This window comes from Flavitalea antarctica, assembly GCF_054461535.1.
The window spans coordinates 1-560 of sequence record NZ_JBTLQG010000098.1 but is presented as its reverse complement, the minus strand read 5'-3'; the positions used below and the strand labels follow the sequence as shown (position 1 = coordinate 560).

Genomic DNA, 560 nt, shown 5'->3' with positions numbered 1-560 from the left:
ATGATGCGGTCGATACTGAGCGACAGCGGGATGATCCGCAGCCGTTCGGAGCATTTGTATGTTCCTGAAAACATCAACCAGGAAGTGTTTGCAGACAAGGTGCAGGAGTATTATTCGCTTCGTTGTGTAACGCAGGTGCTGGGGCCGGTGTATGACACGATCCTGCACGCCGAACAAACGGTGGTGGATGAACTCAATTCGGTGAACGATAACCCGGTGGTGGATCATGTGAGTCACAACATTTTTCATGGGGGCAATTTCCACGGGGACTATATCTCCCTGGAGATGGACAAACTCAAGATTGCGATCACCAAACTATCGATGCTGAGCGAACGACAACTGAACTATCTGCTCAATGACAAACTGAACCAGAAGTTTCCGCCTTTTATGAACCTTGGGGTACTTGGATTCAACTTCGGGATGCAGGGGGTACAGTTTACGGCCACCAGTACCGTGGCCGAGAACCAGACGCTATCCTTCCCGATGTATGTACACTCGATCCCCAACAACAACGACAACCAGGATATCGTGAGCATGGGTTGCAATGCGGCGCTGATGAC

Annotated in this window: 1 protein-coding gene; it reads left to right on the top strand. The window is 50.7% G+C overall.

Annotated elements, in window-relative coordinates:
• Positions 1-560, top strand: a 560-nt coding sequence (locus tag ACX0G7_RS27345) for an aromatic amino acid lyase (protein ID WP_458926726.1), incomplete at both ends; no start/stop codon positions are given.